The 299-nt window shown below is 49.5% G+C and carries 2 tRNA genes; both read left to right on the forward strand.

The window, feature by feature from the left end:
• Nucleotides 1-101 precede the first annotated feature (101 nt).
• A tRNA-Lys gene (locus tag DWX58_RS00005) sits at nucleotides 102-177 on the forward strand.
• Between the two features lie 3 nt (nucleotides 178-180).
• Nucleotides 181-255 (forward strand) — tRNA-Glu (locus tag DWX58_RS00010).
• Nucleotides 256-299 lie beyond the last annotated feature (44 nt).

Consider the following 299-nt stretch of genomic DNA (forward strand, 5'->3'; position numbering starts at 1 on the left):
AGGGCTTGACCTAAAAGGTCGAAAAGGAATGCAGGCGCTTGTAAGCGATGGAAGATTGTTTCACTGTTCGGTTTTCAGGGTGCAGGCAAAGCGCACAATATGCGCCTTTAGCTCAGTTGGTAGAGCAACTGACTCTTAATCAGTGGGTCCCGGGTTCGAATCCCTGAAGGCGCACCATCTGGCCCGTTGGTCAAGCGGTTAAGACGGCGGCCTCTCACGCCGCAAACATGGGTTCGATTCCCGTACGGGTCACCAATTTTTAAAAATTGGACTTGACAATTGAGTAAAAACGGATATAA

The organism is Pseudoflavonifractor sp. AF19-9AC (assembly GCF_003478995.1).
In the GTDB taxonomy this organism is placed as follows: domain Bacteria; phylum Bacillota; class Clostridia; order Oscillospirales; family Oscillospiraceae; genus Lawsonibacter.